The organism is Amycolatopsis sp. GA6-003 (assembly GCF_046267895.1).
GTDB lineage: Bacteria > Actinomycetota > Actinomycetes > Mycobacteriales > Pseudonocardiaceae > Amycolatopsis.
In genome coordinates this window covers 8,296,853-8,322,306 of record NZ_CP176499.1, presented here as the reverse complement: position 1 = coordinate 8,322,306, position 25,454 = coordinate 8,296,853, and the positions used below count along the sequence as shown (strand labels likewise).

Annotated in this window: 26 protein-coding genes; 11 read left to right on the top strand and 15 right to left on the bottom strand. The window is 69.1% G+C overall.

Annotated features, from left to right (window positions below):
* Positions 1-77: 77 nt before the first annotated feature.
* From F9C12_RS37765 to F9C12_RS37715, 11 genes are all read left to right on the top strand, one after another.
* A complete protein-coding gene (locus F9C12_RS37765) occupies positions 78-1,070 on the top strand; it encodes an ester cyclase (protein WP_409463603.1) in 993 nt (330 codons plus the stop codon).
* A 35-nt stretch (positions 1,071-1,105) separates the two neighbouring features.
* Positions 1,106-2,068, top strand: coding sequence for a LysR family transcriptional regulator (locus F9C12_RS37760; protein ID WP_409463602.1), 963 nt, complete (start codon positions 1,106-1,108; stop codon positions 2,066-2,068).
* 139 nt (positions 2,069-2,207) lie between these two features.
* Positions 2,208-3,563 carry a histidinol dehydrogenase gene (hisD, locus tag F9C12_RS37755; protein ID WP_409463601.1) on the top strand — a complete coding sequence of 452 codons (1,356 nt, stop codon included), beginning with the start codon at positions 2,208-2,210 and terminating at the stop codon, positions 3,561-3,563.
* Between the two features lie 91 nt (positions 3,564-3,654).
* A complete protein-coding gene (locus F9C12_RS37750; RefSeq protein WP_409463600.1) occupies positions 3,655-5,109 on the top strand; it encodes an APC family permease in 1,455 nt (484 codons plus the stop codon).
* Entirely contained in the window at positions 5,106-5,915 is an 810-nt protein-coding gene (locus F9C12_RS37745) for a nitrilase-related carbon-nitrogen hydrolase (protein WP_409463599.1), read from the top strand. Before F9C12_RS37750 ends, F9C12_RS37745 begins: the two co-directional genes overlap by 4 nt.
* A gap of 1,164 nt (positions 5,916-7,079) precedes the next feature.
* Positions 7,080-7,379, top strand: a complete 300-nt coding sequence (locus F9C12_RS37740) for a hypothetical protein (protein WP_409463598.1) — start codon at positions 7,080-7,082, stop codon at positions 7,377-7,379.
* 896 nt (positions 7,380-8,275) lie between these two features.
* Positions 8,276-8,503: a hypothetical protein gene (locus F9C12_RS37735; protein ID WP_409463597.1), complete on the top strand. Its 228-nt coding sequence runs from the start codon at positions 8,276-8,278 to the stop codon at positions 8,501-8,503.
* A 260-nt stretch (positions 8,504-8,763) separates the two neighbouring features.
* Positions 8,764-9,069 carry a DUF2510 domain-containing protein gene (locus tag F9C12_RS37730; protein ID WP_409186513.1) on the top strand — a complete coding sequence of 102 codons (306 nt, stop codon included), beginning with the start codon at positions 8,764-8,766 and terminating at the stop codon, positions 9,067-9,069.
* Positions 9,070-9,205: 136 nt separating this feature from the next.
* Positions 9,206-10,420 carry a multiprotein-bridging factor 1 family protein gene (locus F9C12_RS37725; RefSeq protein ID WP_409463596.1) on the top strand — a complete coding sequence of 405 codons (1,215 nt, stop codon included), beginning with the start codon at positions 9,206-9,208 and terminating at the stop codon, positions 10,418-10,420.
* Positions 10,421-11,138: 718 nt separating this feature from the next.
* Entirely contained in the window at positions 11,139-11,525 is a 387-nt protein-coding gene (locus F9C12_RS37720; RefSeq protein WP_409186511.1) for a helix-turn-helix domain-containing protein, read from the top strand.
* Between the two features lie 564 nt (positions 11,526-12,089).
* Positions 12,090-12,335, top strand: coding sequence for a hypothetical protein (locus F9C12_RS37715; RefSeq protein ID WP_409186510.1), 246 nt, complete (start codon positions 12,090-12,092; stop codon positions 12,333-12,335).
* 115 nt (positions 12,336-12,450) lie between these two features.
* Here F9C12_RS37715 and F9C12_RS37710 read toward each other — a convergent pair whose 3' ends face one another.
* The 15 genes from F9C12_RS37710 to F9C12_RS37640 form a co-directional block, all read right to left on the bottom strand.
* Positions 12,451-12,792, bottom strand: coding sequence for a hypothetical protein (locus tag F9C12_RS37710; protein ID WP_409186509.1), 342 nt, complete (start codon positions 12,790-12,792; stop codon positions 12,451-12,453).
* A gap of 15 nt (positions 12,793-12,807) precedes the next feature.
* Entirely contained in the window at positions 12,808-13,119 is a 312-nt protein-coding gene (locus F9C12_RS37705; RefSeq protein ID WP_409186508.1) for a hypothetical protein, read from the bottom strand.
* Entirely contained in the window at positions 13,116-14,333 is a 1,218-nt protein-coding gene (locus F9C12_RS37700; RefSeq protein WP_409186507.1) for a LamG-like jellyroll fold domain-containing protein, read from the bottom strand. Before F9C12_RS37700 ends, F9C12_RS37705 begins: the two co-directional genes overlap by 4 nt.
* A gap of 3 nt (positions 14,334-14,336) precedes the next feature.
* Positions 14,337-14,735 (bottom strand): hypothetical protein, encoded by a 399-nt coding sequence (locus F9C12_RS37695; RefSeq protein ID WP_409186506.1) that lies wholly within the window; start codon positions 14,733-14,735, stop codon positions 14,337-14,339.
* Between the two features lies 1 nt (position 14,736).
* Positions 14,737-15,006: a hypothetical protein gene (locus F9C12_RS37690; protein WP_409186505.1), complete on the bottom strand. Its 270-nt coding sequence runs from the start codon at positions 15,004-15,006 to the stop codon at positions 14,737-14,739.
* A gap of 2 nt (positions 15,007-15,008) precedes the next feature.
* Positions 15,009-15,254: a hypothetical protein gene (locus tag F9C12_RS37685; RefSeq protein ID WP_409186504.1), complete on the bottom strand. Its 246-nt coding sequence runs from the start codon at positions 15,252-15,254 to the stop codon at positions 15,009-15,011.
* Positions 15,254-16,114: an N-acetylmuramoyl-L-alanine amidase gene (locus F9C12_RS37680; RefSeq protein WP_409186503.1), complete on the bottom strand. Its 861-nt coding sequence runs from the start codon at positions 16,112-16,114 to the stop codon at positions 15,254-15,256. Before F9C12_RS37680 ends, F9C12_RS37685 begins: the two co-directional genes overlap by 1 nt.
* A 3-nt stretch (positions 16,115-16,117) precedes the next feature.
* Positions 16,118-16,948, bottom strand: coding sequence for a hypothetical protein (locus F9C12_RS37675; RefSeq protein ID WP_409186502.1), 831 nt, complete (start codon positions 16,946-16,948; stop codon positions 16,118-16,120).
* Positions 16,929-17,330, bottom strand: coding sequence for a hypothetical protein (locus F9C12_RS37670; protein WP_409186501.1), 402 nt, complete (start codon positions 17,328-17,330; stop codon positions 16,929-16,931). Before F9C12_RS37670 ends, F9C12_RS37675 begins: the two co-directional genes overlap by 20 nt.
* A gap of 40 nt (positions 17,331-17,370) precedes the next feature.
* The gene (locus tag F9C12_RS37665) at positions 17,371-17,595 is read right to left on the bottom strand and encodes a hypothetical protein (RefSeq protein WP_409186500.1); all 225 of its coding nucleotides are present in this window, start codon (positions 17,593-17,595) and stop codon (positions 17,371-17,373) included.
* 9 nt (positions 17,596-17,604) lie between these two features.
* Positions 17,605-18,717: a DUF5047 domain-containing protein gene (locus F9C12_RS37660; RefSeq protein ID WP_409186499.1), complete on the bottom strand. Its 1,113-nt coding sequence runs from the start codon at positions 18,715-18,717 to the stop codon at positions 17,605-17,607.
* A gap of 12 nt (positions 18,718-18,729) precedes the next feature.
* The gene (locus F9C12_RS37655; protein WP_409186498.1) at positions 18,730-19,929 is read right to left on the bottom strand and encodes a hypothetical protein; all 1,200 of its coding nucleotides are present in this window, start codon (positions 19,927-19,929) and stop codon (positions 18,730-18,732) included.
* 222 nt (positions 19,930-20,151) lie between these two features.
* Positions 20,152-20,901 carry a hypothetical protein gene (locus F9C12_RS37650; protein ID WP_409186497.1) on the bottom strand — a complete coding sequence of 250 codons (750 nt, stop codon included), beginning with the start codon at positions 20,899-20,901 and terminating at the stop codon, positions 20,152-20,154.
* Positions 20,902-20,910: 9 nt separating this feature from the next.
* Positions 20,911-24,966: a phage tail tape measure protein gene (locus tag F9C12_RS37645; protein WP_409463595.1), complete on the bottom strand. Its 4,056-nt coding sequence runs from the start codon at positions 24,964-24,966 to the stop codon at positions 20,911-20,913.
* A 16-nt stretch (positions 24,967-24,982) separates the two neighbouring features.
* Positions 24,983-25,399, bottom strand: coding sequence for a hypothetical protein (locus tag F9C12_RS37640; RefSeq protein WP_409186495.1), 417 nt, complete (start codon positions 25,397-25,399; stop codon positions 24,983-24,985).
* Positions 25,400-25,454 lie beyond the last annotated feature (55 nt).

The following is a 25,454-nucleotide window of genomic DNA, read 5'->3' as shown; positions in this document are numbered from 1 at the left end:
AGTGGCTGCTCTTGCCCGGAGCAATGCATACGGATACAGTGCCCAGCGCACGTTGCCAGCCGAGAAAGGAACCCGCCATGCCGCTCGACCCGGTCGCCTACCAGCCCTACGCGGACCCGGACGATTTCATCCGCGAGGTCACCGACCGGATCTGGGTGCAGCGCGACATCTCCTACATCGTCGACAACTACGAACCCGACTCGATTGTGCACGGCGGCCTCGGCACCGTGACCGGGCGGGACGGCGTGATCGAGGGCAGCCTGATGCGGATCGCGCAGGTGCCCCAGCACGTGGGCCAGGCCGAGGACGTCGTCTGGGAAGCCCGCGGCGACGACGCCTTCCTCAGCTCGCACCTCGTCTTCTCCGCCGACACGCACCTCGTGGCGGGCCGGCCGGTGCCGATCCGCAAGCGCACCATCGCGAACTGCCTCTACCGGAGGGGCCGCATGGTCGAGGAATGGGTCGTCCGCGACGATCTCGCGGACTGCCTGCAGCTCGGCCTCGACCCGGCCGAGGTCGCGCGCGGGCTGCGGTTCCGCGGCTACGAGGGATCGATGACGAAACCGGCGCCGGCCGACGTCCTGGCCGCCGGCGACAGCGGCCCGCGCGCGGACGATCACCGGCCCGAATGCGAAATGGTGCTGGAATTCGTCGAAGAGGTCTGGAACGCGCGGCGTCTGCACAAAGTCGCCGACTTCATGCACCGGGACCTCTTCCTGCACACCATCGGCGACCGGACCGTGCTTCGCCCGGACGGCTACCAGAAGGACCTGCTCGCACAGATCGCGCCGTTCCCGGACGCCCGGTTCGAGATCCGCGACGTGCAAGCCAACTACGCCGAGCGGTACGCCGGGCTGCGCATCGCCGTGCTGTGGGTCATGCGGGGCGAGTACCGCGGGGTCGCCGATTTCGGGCCGTTGACCGGCAAACCGGTCGACCTGCTCGGCGTTTCGCAGTTCCTCGTGCAGAACGGCCGGATCGTGCGCGAGGTCCGGGTATTCGACCAGATCTCGCTGCGGGCGCAGATCAACGGCCACGAAAGCTCGTTCGCCGACACCAACATCTACTGAGCGCGGCGGGACGTCCGTCCGCTTAGGATCGGCTGATGGAGCAGGAGTCCCGCGACGGCGACCGGGTGACCCTGAACCAGCTGCGGGCGTTCGTCGCCGCCGAAAGCCAGGGCTCGTTCACCCGGGGCGCGGCCCAGCTCGAGGTGTCCCAGGCCTCGATGTCGGAGATGATCCGCAGGCTGGAAGAAGAACTCGACGCGGTGCTCTTCCACCGCGGCGCCCGGCGGCTGACGCTGACCGCGGCCGGCGCGGAACTGCTGCCGTTCGCGCGGCGCGCGGTCCACGCGGCCGACGAAGGGGTCCGCGCGGTGCAGTCGCTGGGCTCGCTCGGCGGCGGCACCGCCACCTTCGGCGTCCTGCGCAACGCGGACTACTACCTGCTCGGCAATCTCGCGCAGACCTTCCATCGCCGGTATCCGTCGGTCAAGGTCCGGCTGGTCGGGCAGAATTCCGCGGAGACCGCGGACGCGATCCGGGCGGGCGACATCGAAGCCGGGCTCATCGTGCTCCCGGTCGACGACGAGGGACTGGACATCACCCCGTTGATGCGGGACGAGGTGCTCTACGTGAGCGCCGACCCGGCGGCGGCCGCGGAACCGGTGAGCATCCGGCGTTTCGCGGCCGCGCGGCTTGTCCTCTACGACGCCCGCTACGGCTGGCGCGACCCCACCCGCCGTCAGCTCGCCGACCGGGCGCAGCTGGCCGGCGTGCGGATCGAACCGGTTTTCGAGATCGAGCACGTGGAAGCGGCCCTGAAACTGGTCGCCGACGGGGCGGGCGACACCATCGCCAGCACCGCGGTGGTCCGCAGCGCCGCCTTCCCGCCGGGCCTGCACACGGCTCCGTTCGAGGAGCCGCTGTTCGACACGATCGCCATCGCCCGCAAACGCGGCCGTCCGCTGTCGCGCGCCACCCGGGAGCTGGCCCGGCTGGCCGAGGACGCGGTCAGCGACGCGCGCGGCCCGGCTGCCGCACGGCCCAAGCAGACCCGAGGCTGACCCGGGTCCGGTGTGGACGGTTTCGCGCCCCTTTTGTCCATAATGGACATTATGCCTCGCTGGCATAGGGCAACCCGATGGTTCGCCCAGGATCGCACCCTCTAGTCCGGGGGCCGGATCGCGCTTACCGTCTCGTGCCATGCAAATCACTCCCTCCGAGGCAGCCCAGCTCGGCCCGCTGACCTGGCTCAAGAAGCCCGCCGTGGACGGACCGCCCGCCCAGCGCGACCCGCGCGTCGTCGACCGCGTCAGCGAAATGCTGCGCGACATCGAACGCGGCGGTCTCACCGCGGTGCGGCGCTACTCCGAGGACCTCGACGGCTGGACCGGCGCGCTCGAACTCGGCCGCGACGAACTGCGCCGCTCCGGCGACCAGCTCCCCGCCGACCTGCGCGCGGCTCTCGAACTCGGCCACGAACGTACTCACCGCTTCGCGGCCGCCCAGCGCGAGCACCTGACCGACTTCGAACTCGAACTGGCCGACGGGGTCGTCTGCGGACAGCGCTACGTGCCGGTCAGCCGGGTCGGCGCGTACCTGCCCGCCGGCCGGTTTCCCTTGCTGGCCAGTGCCTTCATGACGGTCGGGGTCGCCAAGACGGCCGGCGTGCCGTCCGTTCTCGCGTGCACTCCCCCGTCGGGCGAGCACGGCGCGCACCCGGCGGTCCTGTACGGCGCCTACCTGTCCGGCGCGGACCGGGTCTTCGCGCTCGGCGGCGTCCAGGCGCTGGGCGCGATGGCGTTCGGGCTGCTGGACGAGGCCCCGGTGGACATGCTCGTCGGCGCGGGAAACGCCTATGTGACCGAAGCGAAGCGGCAGCTGTTCGGCCGGGTCGGCATCGATCTGCTGGCCGGACCGTCCGAAGTGGCCGTGATCGCGGACGAGACCGCCGACTCCGACTGGGTGGCCGCCGACCTGCTCGGGCAGGCCGAGCACGGCCCCAACTCGCCTGCCGCGCTCGTGACGACCTCCGAGGAATTCGGCCGCCAGGTCGTCGCCGCGATCGACCGCAGGCTGGCGACGCTGGCCACCCGCGAGGTCGCCGGCCCGGCGTGGCGCGACTTCGGGTCGGTCGTCGTCGCGCGCGACAGCGCCCAGGCCGCCGCGGTCAGCGACGTCTGGGGTCCCGAGCACCTGGAAATCCAGACCGCCGACGACGACTATTACCTCAAGACGCTCACCAACTACGGCTCGCTGTTCCTCGGCCGGTGGAGCACGGTCGCCTACTCCGACAAGGGGATCGCGGGCACCAACCACGTCCTGCCGACCGGCAAAACGTCCCGCTACAACGCCGGGCTGTCGGTGTCGCGGTTCCTCAAGCCGCTCACCTACCAGCGTGCCACGAAGGAAGGCACCGCGGCCTTGGCGCCTGCCGTGGAACGGATCTCCGCGTTCGAAGGCCTGGCCGCGCACGAGGCCACCGCCACCGTCCGCATCGAGCACATCGGCCGGCATTCCGGTGCGTTCGACGGCACTCCCGCCGTCGACCGGACCTGAGCCCGCTTCCCGGGCCGGACCGCGTCCGCCGGTCCGGCCCGCCGCCCCCCTGCCGCGCCCCGGCACCGAGAACCAGACAGAGGCTGAGGTCATGTCCGCACCCGCCAACGGAAACCAAGCCGCGGCCGCACCGGAAAAGCTGCGGCGAGAACTCAAAGTCACGGACGCGGCCGCGTTCTCCGTCGGCCTCATCGGCCCGGTCGGCGCGATGGCGCTGCTCGGCGTGGGAGCGGCCGGGCTGCTCGGCGAAGGAGCCACCTGGGCCTTCGTCTTCGCCATCCTCGGCGTTTCGCTCGTCGGCTACGGATTCGTCAAGCTGTCGCAGCACATCTCGCACACCGGATCCGTCTACGCACTGGTCGGCCGCACGCTCGGCCCGCGCGCCGGGTTCGTCGCCGGCACCGCGCTGTTCACCGCGTACGCGACCATCGGCACCGGCTCGACCGCCGAAATCGCCTTGTTCTTCAACAAAGTCCTCAGTCAGCTGGGCCTGGCCGGCGCCGGGTCGGCCGAATGGATCTGGACCGCACTGGTCGCGCTGGTCCTGGTCGTCACGCTGTCGCTGAGCGAAATCCGGGTCATCACGCGGATCCTGCTGATCTGCGAACTGGCCGGGGCCGCGCTGGTCGGCCTGCTCAGCATCGTGATCATCGCGCGGGTCGCGACGGGCCACGGCCCGCACGGGCAGACGTTCAGCTGGAATTTCCTGCACCTGCCCGCAGGAACCGGAGTGGGCACGATCGCCGGCGCCGCGGTGTTCGGATTCCTCGCGTTCGCCGGGTTCGAGGGCGCCGCGTCGCTCGGCGAGGAGACGATGAACCCCAAGCGGGAAATCCCCCGGGCGCTGAAGATCACCATCGCGGTGGTCGGCGTGTTCTTCCTGCTCGCCATCGCCGGGCAGGCGCTCGGCTACGGCACCGGGCCGGACGGAGTGAAAGCCTTCGCCGCGGCCGAAGACCCGTACGGCGATCTGGCTGGCCAGTATCTCGGCAGCGCGATGGGCGTCCTGCTGAACCTGGTCGCCAGCGTCAGCCTGTTCGCGATCACCCTCGGCACCGTCAACGGCGCCGCGCGAGTCGGCTACGCGCTGATCCGCGACGCCGGAGTCCCCGGACCGGTCGCGCGGCTGACCAAACGCGGGGCTCCGGTCGGCACGATCGTCGTGACCAGCGTCCTGATCCTCTGCTTCGCCGTCGGGCAGCGACTGGCCGGCACCGGAGTCCTGGACGCGACTTTCTACTGGCTCACCATCGGAACCATCGCCCTGCTCGTCGCCTACGCCATGGCCACCGTCGGCGCGTTCCGCTTCCTTTTCCTCAGCGGCAAGCCGAAAGCGCCCCGCTGGCAGGCGGTCGTCCCGGTGCTCGCGCTCGCCTTCATCGCCTACACCATTTTCAAGAACGTGGTGGGCGTGTCGGGCCCGTACCGGTTCTTCCCGTACATCATTCTCGGAGTCCTCGTCGTCGCGACCGTCATCGTGGCCGCGGTGCCCGGCCTGGCTGAGCGGGTTCGGACCCAGATCGCCGAGCAGGGAGACAGCGAATGACCAGGATCGTCTGCGAGCAACTCGCCCCGCAGGTCGGCCGCCTCGCCGAAAACCACCGGCAGATCGTCCGCACGATCAGCGAAACCACGACCGCCGGCGCCGACATCCTCGTCCTGCCGGAACTGGCGACCAGCGGATACGTCTTCGAGTCGCCCGCCGAGGCGCGGGAGTGCGCGATCCCGCCGGACGACCCGATGATCGACGAGTGGACGGCCGCCGTCGACGGCGACTCGGTGGTCGTGTGCGGATACGCCGAACGCGGCCCGGACGACGTTCTCTACAACAGCGCGGTGCTGTTCGATGCGACCGGCGTCCTGGCCCGCTACCGCAAGACTCACTTGTGGGACCGGGAGAAGCTGTTCTTCGCCCCGGGGAGCCAGCCGCCGCCGGTCACCCCCACCCCCTTCGGCCGGATCGCGGTCATGATCTGCTACGACCTCGAATTCCCCGAGTACACCCGCCGCGCCGCACTCGAAGGCGCCGACCTGATCGCCGTCCCGACCAACTGGCCCGAAGTCCCCCGCCCCGCGGGTGAGCGACCGCCAGAAGTCCTCATCGCCCAGGCCGCCGCCCGGGTCAACCGGGTCGCCGTCGCCTGCTGCGACCGCTCCGGAACCGAACGCGGCCAGCGGTGGACCGAGGGGACGGCGATCGTCAGCCACGACGGCTGGATCGCCGCTGTCGCGGAAGCCGACGGCCGAGCGCGGTGGGACACCGACCTCGCCGCGGCCCGGGACAAGAACATCAGCACCCGAAACCACCTTTTCGGCGATCGCAGAACCGACCTGTACGGCTCGCCGCGGTGACAGGCAGCGACCCGGCCCTTGACCGTCCACAAGAGACGGTTAGCCGCACCGGCATGCCCGATTGCCGCCCTCGTGACCGCGTCTTCGGGTCCGTGAGGTGAACCCTGAGGACTCTGATTCTCAGGATTCCCCTCGCGGACCGCGAAACCGCGTTGCGGCCGAGCCCCTGCAACCGCACCATATGTCGCCGCTCCGGAGGGCATGCTGCCGTTCGGGCAGAATTCCGCAGCGAAACGCCCGGCTCACCGAAGGGCTCGATCTCGCGCCGAAAGGTTGCGCAAGATTCATTTCGCATGGGCGCGAACGGCGCCCGCGGACACCTGCGGCGACACGCTCCCGGCGAAAACGCCCCGCCAGGCGACGATCACGCGAGCGTCGGCGACGCAGTGCTGCGAGACCGTCATGCACTCCGGAATTCGAGCAGCGCGTGCTCGCGATCGGCGCGCGCGGAGTCGTCCGCCGGGACGCGCCGCCAGTCCAGTCGACGGCAGACCGGCTCACCCATCGCCGAGCCCGGCCTCCGCCGCGAGATGATCGCTTCCGCCGCCGTCGCGGACGGCCGTCTCCACGGTACGGAAGCCACGCGTCAGGGCGTGGTCCGGCGTGGTCAGCGGGAATGAAGAAGGCTAGGTGAACTCGAATCCGGATCGAGCGTCCCGCAGCAGGCCGGTCAGGGGCTGCAGCCTGCGGTCGGTCGAGGCGGCTCTAGCGCTATACGGATATTCCAGATTCAGTTTCGCTGTCGCCCGCAACCAGTTGGCCGAGGTCAGTTCCTGGACCGCTACCACTTCCGCACCGATCCGGGATCACGTCGCCGGCATCGGTGAACACGCCAGAAGCCGGACAGCATGGTCTCGTTGAGAGCGCCCACGAAGATCACGAAGCGACTTCCGGAGATCCCAGATGCCTCGCCTGCTGCATCCGTCGCACACAGCAGCACATCCGCCCCGACCGCGTCCTGCGAAACCAGCTCGGGCAAGCGCTCACGGTGTCTCTGCGCGACACGCACTGGCCAGGTTCGGTCATGACGGCGCGGATCGTGGGCGAATTGTCGGCCGAGGAGGTAGCCGCGGTGACCTTCGCGGTGCACCGGTGGAGCCGTGACGGTCTGAACCACCGGTACCTCCGGAGCGCTCTCGCATCAGGCGGCATGGTGGAGACGCGATGCTCGCTTTACGGTGCCCCGGCCACCTGGACGCGGCCGACCTGGCAGTGATGCGCACGCTCCGCAAACCCGGAGGACCCATCTCCGAGGCGGAGATGGCGGCGTCCGAGCGGTATGTGCGGCGGAACCACCCGAAGGGCCGCATCCCGCAGCAGCTCGTCGAAGAATTCCCGTCGCACGTCTGGTGCAAGCGTTGCCAGGCAGAGACCAAGTCGGGCTCGGCAGAGTGCAACGCGTGCGGGGCTGCGATCCGCCTGCATTGGACGGCCGACGACGAAACCACGGGTGCGGCACGATGACCGGGCGCGGCGTCAACCCCACCCGAATTCTGCGCGACGCACCCGACCCGGCGAACCCGTCTCGCAGCCGGACCGACCCGGCTGTATCGCCGGATGCGAACGCAGATGAGCGCGCACGTCGACGCGCTCAAGGCCCTGACGCCACGTCGGGTGACACCAGGGTCCCCCCTTACCTCGCTACCACCGCGCGTAGACCACGCCCAGCACCACGCGGTCCCGTGAACATGGCCGCAGACATTGATCACAAGGCCCGGGTTGCCGACGAGTACGAGCGATACGAGCTGGTGGTGGCCGCCGCGAACGGGCTGCGCGACCCGGCAGCTCGTGCGCAGTCGATCCTGCTCGTCGGCATAGCAGAGCGCACCGCCATCTCCGACGACGTTCGCGGTCGAGAACCGCTGCGGCGTACGCGAAGTTGCTCGTGCTGCTCAAATACAGCCCGGCCGCTATGCCCCCGATGCCAGCCGTGGCGGCTGGTCGCCAACCAGAGAGGCAGTCCCGATGGCCGCCGCCGGTTCCCGATCCACAACCCTCGCGCCGCACCGCGGCATCGTCGCGAGACTCGAAGCACGGCGGTCTCGCAATGCACAACTGCTCGAGGCATGGCGGGCTGGCGAGTCGATCACCGCGATAGCTCGCGCGAACAATCTGTCCGTGAGCTGGACCGGTCGTCTGCTGCGCCAGGAAGGCGCAGCGCTACCGGAAATCCACCAGGGCGTTAGGCGCGCAGACTTGCCTGTCGCGGAGATCATCCGCAGATAGCAGGCGCTGACGCTCGGCGTGCCGCAGTGGTCTGTCTCGATGTGGCGAAGACGGAAGCTAGCAGCCGGTGCCAAGAGCCCGGTTTCCCTTCGGCATGCGATACGTGGCTGGACCCGAGCAACGTCGCTGGGCGGATGCGCGAGGCGTTCGACGCGTGCGGGTACGGGTGGGTCACGAGCCACGTGTTCCGGGAGACGGTCGGGACGCACCTCGACGAATCGGGCGTCTCCACAACGGAAGGCGCGGAGCAGCTCTGCGACACCCCGGCCGGGTACGAGGAGCACCATCGGGAGAAGCGGCGGAAGGCGTCGAACCACGCGGCGCAGAAGGCGTTGGAGTCGATCAGGAAGGCGGCGAAGTGAATCTTGGGAGTTTATCGGGGAACTGATCAGCAACCAGAGCAAGAAAGAAGCCCCAGGCCTTGTCCAGCCTGGGGCTTTGCTCCCCCGCTTGGACTCGAACCAAGAACCCTCCGGGTAACCGGAACCTATGAAGCCGTATGCCACCCGGCGTCACCTGGTGTCACCTCATGTCTCTGGGCTGCCAACTTGCGCCCTACGGCCCGCGTCGATTGTCCTCTCATGTCTCCTGAGTACACCTCATGTCGTGCCATAGCTGGACAGTGGCTGGACACCCGAGGCAGCTCCTCGCCTCGCTCGATGTCGTACACGCGTTCGAGCCGTGCCGCCCGGCGGTTGCGCAGTACCTGGTACTCGGCCTCGTCATCATCGCCGCGCTGGCGATTCTTGCCGGCGTTCCCATCTTGATCGTGGTGATGGTGAAGCGGTCGAACCGTCGAGCTGCAGCGGCACAACTCGCCGCGGCGCATTCCCCTGGCTGGTACCCGTCGCCACAGCAGCCGGGCCAGCTGCAGTGGTGGAACGGCACCGGGTGGACGGACAGCTTCGCGCCCGCGACCGCAAAGTAGACCGTTGGCAGCCCGTGCCGTACTCGGGTCTCTCGTAGTGACGGTAAGCTGGCACCGCACCTCTTCGCGGAGGGACGGCCCCGGCTGATCACCGGGGCCACGCGAGGAGGCGACTCCGCGAACGAGGGTGGTCGACATGGACTTGCCCGTGGGCAAGAGGATCAAGCACTACCGCGACCGTGCGGGCATGTCCCGGCCAGTCCTCGCTGGCCTGCTCGGCAAGAGCGCCGAGTGGCTCAAGGCTGTCGAGACCGGTCGTATCCAGACACCGCGGCTGCCGATGCTGCTGCGCATCGCGCAGGCGCTCGAACTCGACGATCTCGCCGACCTGACCGGCAACGGGCACGCGGTGCCGGTCAGCGTGTACGCCGGGCCGCGGCACGCGGCGCTGTCCGAGGTGCAGGCAGCGCTGACCGAGTACCGCGTCACCCGCGTCACTGCAGCCCCGGCGTCCGTGCCGCATCTGGCTGAGCGGCTGCGCATGGCGTGGCTGGTCCGTCATTCGTCGTCCGACCATCGCACCCAGCTCGGCAGCCTGCTGCCCGGTCTCATCCGCGACGCGCAGGCGACCGCGCGTGCTCTGCGCGGCGAGCAACGCCGCGCAGCGCGGGTCGTGCTCAGCGGCGTCTACCAGCTCGCCGACTTCTACGTGGCTTACCAACCGTCGCCTGAGCTGGTGTGGATGGTCGCCGACCGGGCCCTCACCGAGGCTCAAGAGGCGGACGACCCGTACGCCATGGCCGGGGGTTCGTGGGCGATGGTGCAGGCGCTGCGCGACGCGGGCAGGTGGGACGAAGCGATCACGCTGGCCACTGACGCGCGCGACCTGCTTCTGCCCTACCTCGACACCGCGCCCGACGACTGGCGCGGGATGGCGGGCGCGCTCGACGCGGAGATCGCCTACGTGCACGCGCGACGCGGGCGGCACGGCGACGCCTGGGCGCATTGGGAAGCCGCAGAACGGACCGCGCAACGCCTCGGTGCCGACTATCGCCATACCCAAACGTCGTTCTCCCGCAGCGTCATGCAGGCTCACGCGGTAACCCTCGGCGTCGAGCTGCGCCGGACCGGCGAGGCGCGACGCGCCGCCAACGCTCTCGACCCTGGCCTCATCCCCTCGCTAGCCCGCCGAGGTCGGCACCTGATCGAGGTTGCCCGCATCCATGCCCAGGAAGGCGACGGACCCGGGACGCTGGCGCTGCTCGACCGGGCACAGCGCGTCGCAAGCGAAACGATCTCCTTCAACGGTTACGCGCGCGACATGCTGATCGACCTGCACAAGCGCCCTCCAGCGGGGGAACGCGAAGCCGTACGCGACTTGGTCGGCCGGGTCGGACTCGCCATCGCCTGAGCCGATCGGGTGAGGGTAGGAACCCTACCCCTTCACCCGCCGATCACTCTTAGCGTTTTCCGCATGACAGTGCGGAATGCAATCGAGCAGCGACGCGGAGCTCCGCACACGTCGGAACTCGCGTTGCGGATGCACTCTGACCCGACCCTCGCACACAAGAGGACCGCGCACCGCTACTGGAAGCGGGACCTTGCCGACCCGTCGGTGCAGTGGCTAATCCCCTGGTGTTCGACCGGCGCCCCCTACCCAGATCGCCATGGGCGCGGCGAATTGGATCTAACAGGGTTCGTAGACGCCGAATGGTGCACCGGTTGCACGGGGTTGGCTGCGCAATGACCGCGGCAACGCCACAACGCCGAAGCAACACCTACCGGCGTCGCCACCACGCGGACGACGAATGCGGGATCAATCCCCTGTTCCTCTTCGCTGACTGGCTGCGTCGAGCGCCGGGGTTCGTCCGGCCGGGCCCGCCGCGCACGACGACGCGGATCCGGCTCGCCTGCAAAGCGTGCGGAGCTACCGCCACGGCGACAGATCGCAGGTGCGGCGAATGCGGCGAGCCCTTCTGGGCCTGCGGCAAATAGACCCCCGATGCCGCGACGGTAACCCCCGACACGCCGCGGCACCGGGTACGCCCCCGCTGGACGGGGTGCGGGGGCGGTGGCCTCTCCCGAAGACCACCGCCCCCATCCACAGACTGCGATGACAGGGGCACCGGATGGAAACGCCGGACGAGGCGCGCGCGAAACGGACCGAGCGAAACCGCCGGATGCTCGAATCCTGGCGTGCCGGTGAGTCGATCACCGCGATCGCCCGGGAACACGGGTTGTCGACGAGCTGGACCGGACGGTTGCTGCGGCAGGAAGGCGCAGTGCTGCCGGAGAGCCGTCAGGGCGTCAGGCGTACCGACTTGCCTGTCGCGGAGATCATCCGGAAGTACAAGCAGGGGGCGTCGATACAGGCACTAGCGGACGAAAACAACGCCGCGTACGGCACCATCCGCAGACTGCTGCTCCGCAACGACGTGAGGATCCGGCCGCACGGCGGCCAGAACGCGATCGCGCTATCGCCCTTGCTGACTCCCCGATTCCGCGGGAAACCGTGAAACTCCCGGCCGCCGCCCGTCTTCAGGTGGCGAAGCGGCCGGGGCTCGACCACCCGTCCGAGGGTGGGGCAGGGGCCGGTCCGTCCATCTACCCCGATCGGCGGCCGGCCCCTCGCCTGGCACGAAACGCCCGGTCGCCGCGCTTCCCCCGACGGCGCGGCGACCGGGCTGTCGGGCTGCCCACGTTTCGAGAGCGGAATGAGGACAGTTCAGATGGCGAAGGATCAGCCGCGCAACACCGCAGGCAAGAGCCCGACGAGTCAGGTATCGGGCAAGAACCACCGGACGACCAACCCAACGGAGAAGAATCGCACTCCGCAGCCGAGGCCGATACAGCCCGACCGCCCCGACCCGAAGCGGAAGCAGTAGCCGTGCCTGACCGCCGCGACGTGCGCAGCTGCCTGGCAGCCGGGCGGGAAGGCAATCGGGTCTACGGGTCTCCAGCGAGCCACCCGCCACGGCAGCCGACCGGGCCGACCCGGCCCGGCGGTGGCTACCGGTCGACCCGGTTCAGGTGGCTTCCAGACCCGCCGCCGTCGGAGGACGACGAGTAGGATCGAGGCCATGCGGACAGCTCGGGAGATGGACAAGCTGGCGACAGCCTTCCTCATCGGAGGCACCGACGCCCGCTTCACCGCCGCGAACCTCCGGCGCGACACCGGCTTGCGCAGTTCCCGGATGCTCCCGCTGCTGGACGAGATGAAACGGCTCGGTTGGATCGCCACCGAGTGGCCTGAAACCGACCCGACCCGGGCGCAGTGCTACTACGTGCTCACCGCACACGGCCGGGAAGAACTCTCTGACAGCTAGCAGGCCTGTGCAACGCAGAAAGCCCCCGCGCTCGACCGCTTCGCAGCGGGAGCGCGGGGGCTTTCTGCGTTGCCCGGCCGAGGGGCCGGGCGGGCGTGATCGGCTGGCGGGCGGGTTACGGGACGATCGTCGACTGGTAGGGCGCGTCGGTCTGAGACTGCATGTAGTAGGTCGCCCCGGCATCGTGCGACCAAGCGTCCGGATCCCGCTTGGACTGCCAGAGCTGTCGGCCGCCCGACAGCGACGACCGATCCACCCACTGATCCGGTTCGCTGGTCAGCGGGCTCAGGGGTTTGAACTGCAGCAGTGTCTGCACCTTCTGCAGCGCCGCGGCGCGGGCTTCCGGGTCGGTGTAGTCCGCGAAGTTGCCGACGATCGCGATAAGCCTCGCCCGGTCGGGGTCCGTGATTCCCTGGTAGTCGAGTTCGTAGACGGCGTGGTCGCCGAGATCGGACACGATCCCTCCCGGTTGTCAGGTGATTCGGAGTCGTCCGGCCGAGTCGACCGGCCGCTCGGGGGTGTCGGTGGTGCGATGCCAGACCGTGTAGTCGCCGCGCGCGAGGACACGGGGGTTGCTGCCGTATGGGCCGACGAGGACACCGACGACACCAGGCCGCAGGTGCTCGGCCGGTGCCCAGTCGCCCTCGAGCGGATCGCCCTGTGCGGTGGGGACAATCGCCAGGTCGACGGCCAGCGCGGCGACGTCGACCGGCGTGCCGTCCGCCGCGGTCGCGCCGATCCCGACCTCGACGTACTCGGTGGACAGGGCCGACTGCTCTTTCATCGAACCTCCAGTGCTGACCAGCGGGACGGGAGCAGCGTCGCGCGCCGGCGGCCGGTCAGGACGGTCGCGGCGACGGTGATGTCGCGATCCTGGCCCGGCTGCGTCTGTGCAGCCATCGCGGCGACGGCCGCGGCTTCGAGCAGTGCCCGGGTTTCCTGCTCGGGCACCGCGCCCAGCGCTGCCACGGTCACAACGTCCAGGGCCGGGGCCCTGTCGGCGTGCGCTGTCAAACCCGCCGCCGCGACAGCCGCCAGGTCGAGCAGCACGGTTCGTTCGGCGACCGCGTTCACGTCGGCCTGCGCGACCGCGACGGCATTCAGGGCAACGGAGGTAGTCCTGAACGCGGACGCGTCGGTACGAGCCATCGCGGCGACGTCGAGCGCGGCCGCCCGGTTCGCGAACGGGCTGAGGTCGCCGCGCGCCACGGCCGCGACGCCCATGGTGGCCTGGCGTTCGCCGGTTGCGGTGAGGCTGGTCTGCGCGGTCGCGGCGCTGGACAGTGTCGCGGCGCGCGCCGCGAACGCTCCGACGCTCACCGCCGCGGTCGCGGCGCACGTGAGGGTGGCGTTCTGGGTGCCGCCGAGCGGCGGGTCCGTGTCCGCAGCCAACGCAGTGGATCCTGCGGTCAGGGTCCGGCTGTTGCCGGATCCGTCGGTGAGGGCCGCGCCGGCGAAGTCCCACGACGCCCACGCACCCGAGCGGACTGGGGTGGCGCTCTGGCTCTCCGCCGCGATCTCGGCGTCGGTAAGCACCGCCGTCCAGATCCGCCAGTACGCCAAGCTGCCGTTCAGCCACTCGGACCCGTCCGACGGCGACCGGCCGAAGAACGTCAGCCCGTCCGGCGCGGTCCCGACGCCTACGGTGCCGGTCAGCTTGGTCAGCGAACCGGGTGTCGTGCCGTAGTAGAAGCTGCACGCCCCGGCGGAACCGAGGGTCGCGGCGACGTAGACCCACGTGTTCAGGCTGATCTCGGCGCCGATGAGGCCGGACGGGTTCGACGCCGAGTAGACCGCGACATTCCGGCCGTTGGCGGCCTTGAACCCGATGATCCAGGCGCTGTTGCCGCCGCTGCCGGAGTGCAGCCGCAGGCACGGATTGAAGGAGTTCGCGCCCGCAGACACGATCCGCGCCCAGCCGCCTATCGTCCACGCGGTCGACGACGGTGCCGAGCCGAGGCTGACGCGGTCGGTCGCCGCGTCCGAACGCGCCGCCATGGCCTACGGCGTGTTGTTCAGGGAGAAGGTCAACGCCCCGGGCGCGAAAGTGATCAGATCGCCCGCCAAGGTGGTGATACTGGTGCCAAAGGTGCCCCACCAGCTGTACCGCGGCGTGCCGCCGGAGTCTTTCGTGTTCGCGCCGACGACCGTCGCGGCCGGCATCGGGCCGAAGCTGATCGCGGCGTTGTTCGAGATCGAACCGGTCGCTGTGTCGCCGGACGTCGGGTAGGCCTGGTCGGCGTACGAGCCGCCGGTCACCGCGGTGCCGTTCGCGGTGGCGCTCGGCGCGGTGGTGGTCAGCTCGACCTTGGTCGCGCCGGTCGGCTCGACGTAGGCGGTGCCGCGGATCGAGGCGTTGATCAGTCTCGCGGCTTCGGCGGTCTTGAGTCCGCTGGGCATGTCAGTTCCCCTTCCCGAAGACCTGGTTGAGGACGTTCTCCGGCAGCGCCTGGACGGCCGCGTTGATCGCCTCGCCGTTGGCGACCAGGTGCTCGCGGTACTCGTCGCCGGTCAGGGTCTCCGCGCCGTCGCGGGCGATGGCGCAGACAGGGCAGCCGGCCAGGGCGTGGCAGTCGGTGTGCCAAGCGGCGATGTCGCCGGCTTTGGTGACGGCCTGGTGGCGTGGGTGGTCGTCGTGGATGGCGCAGCCGGGACAGGTGCGGTCGACCATGGTCAGCCCTCCTTCGGGGCGTCGGTCGGCGGTATGACGGTGAAGGCGTCCTGGCCGAGTTTCGCGACCGGAACGACCCGGCGGCGGGCGAGGATCGTGGAGACGACCGAGCCCGCGAACCCGACGACCGAGACGACGATGTTGATCGTGGTGTCGGGGATGACAAGCCACCCGGCGGTGACGATCGCGACGAGCAGTGCCCGCACGGCCTCAGCGATCGCAACCGGCTCGCTGCTGGGGGCGCTCATCAGAACACCAGCTGCACGGACGCGCCGTGATCAGGCCCGGCGAGTTCCCACCACAGCGAGCAGGAGAGCGCTCCCGCGGGAACCGGGACCACCCACGGGTAGTGGTCGGATATCGTGCCGTTCGAGGGAGACGCTTCCTTCAGCAGGTTCTTGTCACCCACCGTGCTGTACGGTCCGAAGAACACGCACTGGTGGATCTTCAGGTTGTCGTAGGCGACACTGATCACCAACTCCTTCGCGCCCTTGCACGAAATGGAGGTGGACTTGTTTCCGGGGGCGAGTTGCACAGGGTCCTCCTGATGATTGGCAGCGCGCGGGGCGCTCTGACCGCCTGTCGGCGCGTTCCCGAGGGCAGAGATACGGGCACGGAACGCGCCCATGTCGAAGTTCGGGTCCGATTTCCTGCCTCGCGGCGAGCAGACTTCCTTGTGACCGAGCACGGCCGAGATCGGCAGCCCGAATGCCGCGCACAACGCACGGCACAACCGGGCGTAGGCGTCGAGTTGTACCTCCGGCCACGCCGCGGTGCCGGTCGCCTCCGCCTCGATCCCGATGGCGTAGTTGTTCGACCAGTTGTTGTTCAACACCGCGCCGGCGTGCCAGCACAGGCCCGCGGCGACGACGTACACCGTGCCGTCGCGACCGAGGACGTAGTGCGCGAGCGGCCCGGCGAGATCGGATCGTCCATTCTGGACGACGCCGAGGGAGGGCGCGTTTCCCGCGGCGGGCCCGGCGGTGTGGTGGCAGACGACGGCTTTAACACCGGACATCTGACCGTGGCCTCGGGCAGTCCATCCGGGCTGCTCGACCACCTTGAGCCCGGCGGAGCGGGCGATCGTGGCGAGCGAGGTCAGGAGCATGGTTCAGCCTCCGGGTGCGGTCGGGGTGGTGGTCGGTGTCTGGCTGGCGGGAGCCGGGTAGGTCGCGACAATGCACTGCCAGGTGTCGGCCGCGCCGCCGTCCGCGAGCTGCACCCGGATCTGCGCGAACTGCCCGCCGTTCGGGCACAACGCCTCGGGATGCTGGTGCAGGTAGTCCGAGAAGATCGCCTGGATCTCATCCGCAGTCGGGGTGTGGCCGTCCTGCCCGTTCGCGCCGTCCTTGCCGTTGGCTCCGTCTTTCCCCTTCGCGCCGTCCGCCCCGGCCTTGCCCTCGGGCCCAGGCGGAGGCGGATTCGCGGCGTAGTAGGCAGCGATCGAATCGAACAACTGCTGCGGACTCGGCCCGGCCGCGGTGACCGGGTTCGCCGCGAAGTAGCGCGCGATCGCCGGACCGAGATCGGTGTACGGCACGTACCGGCCCGACAACGACGCGAGCACCTGCGCCGTCGCGGCCTGCGCGATCACGCTCGTATCCGGCACCGAACCCGGCTCCGGGATCGGCACCGTCGGCTGCCCGCGCGCCTGCAGCTCCCCGTTCGCCTTCTCCCCCGCGGCCTTCGCCGCCTGCGCCTGCTGCAGCGACGTGAGCGCAGCGGACGTCGCCGCGGACTTCAAGTACAGGTCGGTGATCGCGTACCCGCCGCCGATCACGATCAGCACGACAACCACCGCCACCGAGATGATCAGCTTGGGCCACCAGCGTTTCAGCTCTGCCCGCGCGACCCGCCGCGCCTCGGTCGGCGCGGCCTCGGCCAGCTCGTGCATGCTGTCGCGGACCTGACCGAGCGCGTCCTCAGTGCGGTGATCGTCCACGGATCTCCCCGTCCCATGTCGGATCCAGCCGGTACAGCAGCACCTTCAGCGCGGTGTTTTCCTGCACGAGCTTGGCGTTGGCTTTCAGCAGCTTCCGGTTCTCGTCCTGTGCCTCGTCGCGCTCGCGTCGAGCATCAGCCATCGCATCCCCCACCAGATCGAGCGCCTGGTCGGTGCGGCGCACCACCCCCGGCTTCGGCGAGGGAAGCACGGCAGCCGCGTCCGGACCGGGCTTGTCCTTGCCGCGCCGCTGTTTGATGCGCTCCAGCAGGATCGGCGAATAGGCCGTGACCAGGACGCCGATCAGAGTGAGGACGCCGAGCAGGATCGCGAGCCACGGAGGCCCGGCGGTCGGATCGACCTCGTCGGCAGCGAGCAGCACGCGACCCCCTCGTACTCGGCATCACCTCGATGCTGTCCGTTCATGCCGGTGTGCCGATCACGATCCATGCACCCCGCCGGCTGGCATCGATGTCGACGACGTCGCCGACCGTGGGCGTGTAGTGCTTGTATCGCGGCAGGGTCATCACGGCGTCATCCACGACGACTTGGACTTTCGTACCCACGAGCGCGATCACCAAGCCCTGCTTCTTCTGCGAGGCAACGAGATCCTCCAGCCGCTGCCACAGCACGTCGATCAGCCGCACAGGCACCTCTCACGATTCGGCGGGCAGCACGAGGTCCGACCGGGTCGAGCACGTCAGAGCCCCGCCGGCGGTGAGCGGGATCGTGAGCTTGTCGATGATGTGGTTCGCACGCCCGAGTTCGGTGTCGTCAAGTTCGACGACGTCGCCCGCATCGAGTGCCGGGTTCACGATCAGGCTGAAGTCCACTTTGCACGCAAGGCCCAGAGTTCTCGCGAGGAACGCTTCCCCCGCAGCCCATGCCTGCCCGGACGAGATGATCAGCGGTGAACTGTAAAAGCGGGTTCTGATTCCGAACGGGGACAGAACCCATGTCGGCGAGTTCGGATCGTCGTCCTCGACGACCTCGCGGACGGGCGAGGTGCCGTCCGACCGCTGGCCGTTGATCACCCAACGGTTCCAGACGTTGTCGCGGCTCCACTCCTCGTTCGTGGTGAGGACGTTCCCGCCTTCCCCGGTGCGGGCGTACCAGACCGGCGAGTCCCGCAGCGTCGGCAACGGCCGGACGACGACCCGCCCGATCTGGTCGAAGAAACACTCGGCCCCGATCGCGTCAGCGAGTTTCTCGACGCCGTCGTCCCAGCGTTCCTTCTCGATGTCCATCACCGGCGCGATGTCCGTGTTGCCGGTGAGGTCGACGACGGGATAGTCGAGGCCGAGCGTTTCCCAGATCAGTGCTTTGATACCGGCAATATAGGTCGCGCCCTCGGCGGTTTGCGTTGGAGCCGAAAACCGGTCCTCCGCGACCCGCTGCGACGGGTCGACGAGGTCAATTGAAACCGCGGTACGGCTCTCGGCCGACCGGCCGCGCTTCGACTTGTCGAGGTGGAATACACCGAGCGGGATCCACTCGGGCTCCGGCAGCTCCGGGATCACAATCCCGCGGTACAACGCGCAGGTCGACCCGAACGGAGTGAGCAACCCGCGCGGGTCGGCCGGCCACAGCTTCGGATCGGTGACCAGGGTCGCGGTACGCCGCACCTGACTGCCCGAGTCGACGGTCACCTCGCCGTCGAGCACCGGGACCGTGCGCGTACCGAAATACGGCGACTGCACCACGGCTTTGACGTCCACTGTGTGGCTGCCGCCGAGGATGTCCCGGGCCCGATCACTCAGATCCCACACCGCGACCGCCTTTCACACCGCAGGTGCGGCGACCTGCACCCACGCCGCACTGATCAGCAGGTACTTCTGCCAGTCAGCCGCGCCGTCGGGATCCTCGCCCGCGTCCGACAAGCTCAGCCAGATCCCGGGGCCCCAGTTGTGATCGGCCGGTGCCCGCAGCAGCAGCGGCTGGTTGTCCTCGAGCAGCGCCCACAGGTCCGCGGTCGCCTGCTCGTCGAACGTCCACAGCTTGATGTCCTCAGTGGACACCCACCCGGACCGTTTCCGCTGCGCCACAGTGATCGCGAGCGGGTCGTCGATCGCCTGGAACACCGTCTGCCCGGCCTTCCGGCCGCGCAGGGGCCGCTTCGAGCAGAAGATCTCCAGCGGCGCCGAAGGCGTCTTCGGGTGGGTGAGCCACACCCGACCCTGAGACGCGAGCGTCGCCCCGCCGGACGTCATCGAGCCGCCCTTGCGGGACGGATTCACCAGCATGTACCGGACGGGTTCGTCGACCGGGCATTCGCCGTCCTGGATGACGCACAGCGGAGCCAGCGCCGACGACGACAGATCCGGCACACCCAGCCACGTGGCACCGTAGGTCGCGCCGTCGTAATACGCTCCATCGGTGACCCGGCGTTCGATAGTGACGCCGTCGAGGCTGATCGATCCGCCCGCCGGAAGACCAGCCGCGACCAGCTTGACCGTCGCCGACACGCCCGCGGGGGGCGTCGTCAGCCGCACCACCTGTCGTGCGAACTGCCCGATCGACCGGTTGATGTCGTTGCCGGTGAGCGACGCGGTCGAGGTCGTGAGCGGCAGGCCGCCCGAGTCGACCCACTGAGCCTGGACGGTGAACCCGGACGCAGCGGCCGACAGCTTCAGGTCGAACGCGATCGTCAGGTCGATCCCGGGCGGGAGGTTGTTCGGGACGACGACACCGCACGACCCGGCCGACGCGATCGTCGCCTTCAGGTACGACTTCCCTTGCGTGGCTGTGCCGTCGCCGGTCACCTGTGCCAGCGTCGGCGTCCCGAGGTCGGCGAGCACGCCGTTCAGCCCGGCCTCGAACGATGGGTTCTGGCAGTAGTTGCGGCGCGTCACGCCGGTGACGGGCACCGGGCTTCCGCCGCGGACCGGTTCGAGCGTGCCGTCGGTCCGCAGCCGGACGAGGCTGAGGAACGGCGCGTCCGGCCACCATGCGGTGATCTCCATGACGCCGCTGACCGGCACAGGCCGGATGCTGATGCCGCCGCCCGGATACGAGACCGGAGACAGTCGGCCAGCCCAGCCGCGCAAACCGAACGCGAGCGTCCTGTTGGGAGTGTAGGTCCAGGTCGGCGTGCCACCGGGAATGGGCGGCGGCGCGGACTGCTGACCCGGCGGAACCGACGACCCGCTTCCACGCGCGGCCCACGCTTCGCGGGCACGTGCGCCTCGCGCCCAGGCCATTGGTCAGAACCCCATGCTGATGTACTGGAACGCCACCGCAACGCCGGAGCCGACATTGCCGCCGGTCGAAATCAGGAAGAACTGGACGCTGACCCCGGTCGCGGACTCCGCCGACACCGTCGCCACTGCCGGGACACCGGTGCTCGTGATGCCCAACGCAGTCGCGATCGTCCCGTTCGGGAACGGTGTCTGGTGCGCGACCGTGATCACGCCGTTCGCACCAGTCGTTCCGGTCTTCTGCCCGCCGCGCAACAGGATCGCCGACCCGTCCGGGATCGTCCCGCTTCGCCGCGGCCCGGCATCCGACGCGAACGCGACACCGACTGACGGCGCCCACAGCCCGTTCGCGCGCTCGGCGACGTCCTTCTTGTCGCCGCGCATCACCCGGCCGCCGATCGGCGCGTCCGACGGCAACGCCGACGACGTCCGCGCCAGCAGCGTGTCGTACGACGTCGGCGCGGCCTCGACACGAGTGCCCGCACCCCACGCCTGCGCGGTCGTGCCCTCCATGCCCCGCGAAACCGTCACCGTGTTCGAACCCGCTGTGTGACCGGTGACCCACACGATTTCGTATGCGCCGAGCGTGTCGTCGTGCAGCACCAACGGCAGGTACTTGCCAGTGGTGCCGCCACTGCCATAATCGGTGTCGAGCCCGACGAAGTCGACCGACTGCAGCGTCGAACTGCTCACGGTCGCCGCGCTCAGCAGCGCCGTCGAGAAATAGTCCTTCGTGGCGCGCTGCTCATTAGCCACCTGGTCCTCCTAAGTTCTGCGACCGCGGGCGAAATCAGTGCCGGACGCGTGGTCTGCTGCCTGGATCCGCGCGTCGATGAGCGGGACAAGGACCCCGCCGATGTTGAGCGATCCGGAGATCTGAAGCGGGCCGGACAACCGCCCCGCAGATGCCCCGCCACTCGCGGTTTGTGCCGCGATCCCGCCAGCGGCATACCGGCGCATCAACGCGAACCCCATGCGCCGCGCGGTTTCCTCGAGAAGAGCGAGCGACCGACCGGACCTGTTGATCGGGATGTACGCCTCATCATCCCGCACCCGATCCCCGATAACCCGCCACGTGTTCGGCGGCACGATGTCCGCGAGACCGGCGCGCATCGGACGCAGCCGCTCGAACCCGCCAGCCGCGTAGTGCTTCAGGATGCCGCCCGCCGCCAGCATCGCCCTTCCGCCCGCTGGCATGTAGCCGACCGGCAGGTTCGTTGTGCCGCCACCGACCGTCTTCACGGTGATGATGCTGGTGCGAGGCCGCGCCGCGTAGTCGATCGCGGAGTTCGCTGCACCAGTCTGCGCATCCACCGTAATTACGCCGACACTGCCGTCAGCGAACCGCACCACCTGCACGGTCTTGTCTCGCGCAGCCTGGTTGAACGCGTCCACGGTCATATAACCCCGCGCGCCGTTCGCGTACTGGACCGCGACCATCGTCTTGCCCGTGGCCGGGTCCTTGTTCGCGTCCAAGGTCATCACGCCGATGCTGCCGTCGGCGTACTGCACCGTGGCGTTGACCTTGCCGGTAGCCGGGTCGACGTTCGCGTCGACCGGCATGACACCCTTCACCCCCGCGGCGTACTCCGGCAGCTTGTCGATCGCCGACTGCGCCGCGACGACGTTCGCATCGACCTTGATTTCCTTGCCGTCCGGGAGCTTGTACACCGCCTCCCCGAGATCGTTGAACGACACGTGCAAACCGGCCGCCGCCGCACTCGACGCGTCCATCCCGGCAATGAATGTCCGCAACGCGTCCGGGATCTTGTCCTTGTACGTGCCTGCCAGTCGAACAGCCTCGGCATTTGCCGCCGCGACTCCTTCCTGTTGCTTGAGGATGTCGCTGCTGGCTTTGCTGTTCGCGGTCGCCTCGGCCTTCTTCGCAGCGATCACGTTCAAGATCGCGTGCTCCTCAGCGCGAACGGCGTTCTGATACTCCTCGCTCTTTTCACCGTGCGCCTTCAACGCATCCGTCGAACTCTGCTGCGCGGACTTCAACTGCGCCAACGCATCCCGGTACTGCAAATTCGCGTCCGCGGCGGACAACGAAGCCTGCGCCTGACGCTGCTGCGCCTCGTACAGCTTCACCGTTTCCGTCGACACGCCAGCCTCAGCCGACGCCAGCAACTCAAACGCGGCCTGCGCTTCCCGGTTCGCCTTGACCTGCTCGCCGAGCGCGCCGGTGCCATCCAGAATGTGCGTGATCAACGCCTTCTGATCATCCGAGAACTGCTGCTGCGCTACGGAACCAGCCTTACCCGCAGCAATGCTCGCCGACGAGAACGCCTTGACTTTCGCCTCGACGTCCGCGTACGCGCCTCCGTTCGCCAGCAGTTCGTGGTTGATGCCCTGCAGACCCTGGATCTGCTTGTCGTTCAGGCCGGCTTGCCGAGAAATGCGGTCGATCGCGGTGTCCGACGCCTTCGTTACCTCGTCCAACGCCGTCGCGTTTCCGTTCGCCGCAGCCGCGTACAGCGCGAAACTGCTCCCGGCGATCTTCGCGTTCTCCGCGACGTTCCGGTCCGCCAACGCCTTGTTGTTCGTGCTGATGACCGACTGGTCGATCGCACCGCCCGACTGCTTGTATGCGTTGGTCAGGTCGTCGACCTTCTGTTTATAGGCCGCGGCCTTGGCTGCTGCTTCCTCCTGTTTCTTGGAGAACAGCGACAGCACAATGCTCGCACCGGCCAGCGCGAGACCCCACGGACCACCGAGCACACCGACGAGACCAGAAGCCGCCGACTTCAGCAGGCTTCCGCCCGCCGCCGCGACACCCGCCACCTTGCCGAATCGTTCCGCGCCGCCCGAGGCGTTGTCGAACGCGGCGCGCGCAGCCGACAGCGCCGACGACCTCTCTACGATCGTGCCCATCGCCGCGCCCATCGTGCTGATCGGCGTCCCCGCCGCGGCAGCACCGTCCCGAATCGCACGCGTCTGCTCCACGAACCCGCGCGTCGCCGCGACAGCCGGAATAGCGGACGTGTTGAACGCCGCTGCCGCCGACCCCATACGGCCGATCGACGACCCGGCCTGCTCCGCGACCGCACGCTGAATCCGCGCCTCATCACCGAACTGGCGGACGACATTCACAGCGCTGCCAAGGCCCGACGCGACCGCGCGCGCCGGCGCGGTCAGCGTACCGAACGCGCTGCCGACCAAGCCGACCTTCCGCGATGCTCCGTCAGCTTCTCCTCCGAGACTCGAGAACCGGTCCCGGATGCTGTTGATGATCGGCGGACCGACCTTCAGCGCGAGCAGCGCGAGGGCCGCGGTTTGAATCGGGCCCGGCAGGCTGCCGAAGAACTGCGCCACCTCGCCGACGCCTTCGGCGAGAGGCTGCACGATCTGCAGCACCAGCTTCGCCGCGCCGTACCCGAGTTCGAGCGCCTCCCGCGCCGCGCCGATCGGGCCACCCGCAGTAGCGAAACCTTGGCCGATCTTCGCCGCGCCCTTCGCCAACGGCTCCGCGACGTCGACCGCTTCCCGGGCGACATCCACGAACCCCTTGACGATCGTCTTCCCGACATCGAGGCCGCGCGCACCGATCGCCTTCGCCGGGTCGACCAGCGGCGACAGCAACCGGTCCGCCGCCGAGGCGACCTCGGCTGCCCCGGACGAGACGCCCTTCGCGATGCCCGGCCCGAACTCCTTGCCAGCGTCCGCCGCGCCCTTGACCAGGCTGGCCAAACCGTCGGACACGACCGGCCCGTACTTCGAGACGGCGTCCGCGCCCATCCGCACGGCGGATTCGAGCGGGGGCCCGATCGACTCGAAGATGTCGATCGCCGTCGTCTCGAGCTGGCTCTTGAAGCCCTCGATCGCGCCGCCGAGCCCCCGGGTCTTCGCGGCAGCAACGTCGGCGGCACCGCCGGACTTGCTGACCGCGGTGGCCATCTGGTCCCACTGGTCCGCAGTAACGCCCGCGGCGACGCCAGCGAGCCGGACAGCGTCCGACCCGAACACGGTCGCGGTCGCCTGCTGGTACTGGGCGTCGGTCATCTTCTCGGACGCCGTGTGCAGCTGCTCGAACAGCGACTTCAAGCCCACGAAGCGTCCCTGCGCGTCGTAGACCTTGAGGCCGAGCTGCTCGATAGCTTTCTGCGCGGGCTTCGACGGGTTCGCCAGCGCGAGCAACGCCGACTTGAGGAGCGTGCCCGCGTCGCTGCCCTTGATGCCCGCGTTCGCGAACAGCGACAGCGCGGTCGAGGTTTCGTCGATCGACAGCCCGAACTGATGCGCCACCGCGCCGACTTGCTGCATCGCCTGCGCGAAGTCGGTGATCTCGCCGCTGGCAGCGTTAGCGCTGTTGGCGAGCACGTCGGCGACGTGCCCGGCCTGGTCCGCGCTGAGCCCGAAGGCATTGAGCGCCTGCGACTGGATTTCCGCTGCACTGGCCGCGTCGACCTGAGCCGCAGCGGCGAGCTGAAGCGTTCCCTTTGCCGCAGTCATCGCCTGATCGACGCTGAGCCCGCCCTTGGCAAGCTCGGTCATCGCCGCCGCCGCATCGGCCGCCGACGTGGCCGGCAGGTCCATGTCGGCACCGAGCCGCTTCGCGGTGTCGCCGACGAGCGCCATCTGCTCGCCGGTCGCGTGCGACACGGCCTGCAGGTCGTTGAGGCTCGACTGGTACTCGATGCCGATGTCGATGGCCTTCTTCAGGCCGACGGCACCGATGGCGGTGCCCGCAGCGACTGCGAGCCCTAGTCCTTTGGCGACGGTCCCGAGCGCACCGCCGGCGGAGCGGAGCTTGCCGCCGAGTTTCTCGGGGAACCCGCGGGTGTCCGGCTCGACGAGGATGTCGATCTTTCCACCGGCCACGTGATCACCCCCGTGGCTACTGGTGTTCGGTGACGATCCCCTTGGCGCGCTCGAACTCGTCGAGCGTGATCATTTGAGGTTCGGGTTTCGGCGGGTTCTGGTAGCGCTGCACCTCGGCCATGTACGCGTCCACCCGTGCCTGCGCGAGCTTCGGCGGCCGAATCGCGCTCGGCGGGATCATCGGAAACGGCGGCGGCTTGAGGCCGTTCTTTTTCGCGATGGCCCGTTCCTTGCGGAGTTCCGGATCGTCCGGGTCTATGGTCCGGTCGTTCCAGGTCAACTGCAGCGCATACTCCTGCGCTTCGAGCAGCCGCGCGGTGTTTTCCTCGTGCGGGCCCCACGCGGCCACGCCGTCGCTGAGCAGGTCACCGAGCGCGGAATCGGGGATTCGGACGAGGCGACGCACAAGCGCAGCCAGGTCGGCGGCGGGCATCGTGCGCCACGCCGCGCGCAGATCTTGGTGGAAGAACTGGTGGAAGTCGGTGAGG